Origin of the sequence: Hydrangea phyllody phytoplasma (assembly GCF_036985185.1) — a bacterium.
GTDB classification, from domain to species: Bacteria; Bacillota_I; Bacilli_A; order Acholeplasmatales; family Acholeplasmataceae; genus Phytoplasma; species Phytoplasma asteris.
On record NZ_BSDA01000033.1, the window covers coordinates 1 to 215 of the forward strand.

Genomic DNA, 215 nt, shown 5'->3' on the forward strand with positions numbered 1-215 from the left:
TGTAATCTAATCTTATCATCAGGGGATGCTAAATTTTGTTCTTCTTGTTTTTGTTTAATTTCTTTTTCTTTGGCTTCTTTTTCTTTTTCTAATTGAATTAATTTCCCTTTTAAGATAGTGATATTTTCGGTATTTTCACTTAATTTTTCTTTTATTTCTTTAATTTTTGTTTCATTGTTATCCAATAACTCTTTGATTTTATCTTTGGCTTCTTG

General features: G+C 24.2%; 1 pseudogene. It reads right to left on the reverse strand.

The features are described 5' to 3' along the window. Positions 1 to 215: pseudogene (locus tag AACP42_RS03105) on the reverse strand (DNA double-strand break repair protein Rad50); the annotation flags it as partial.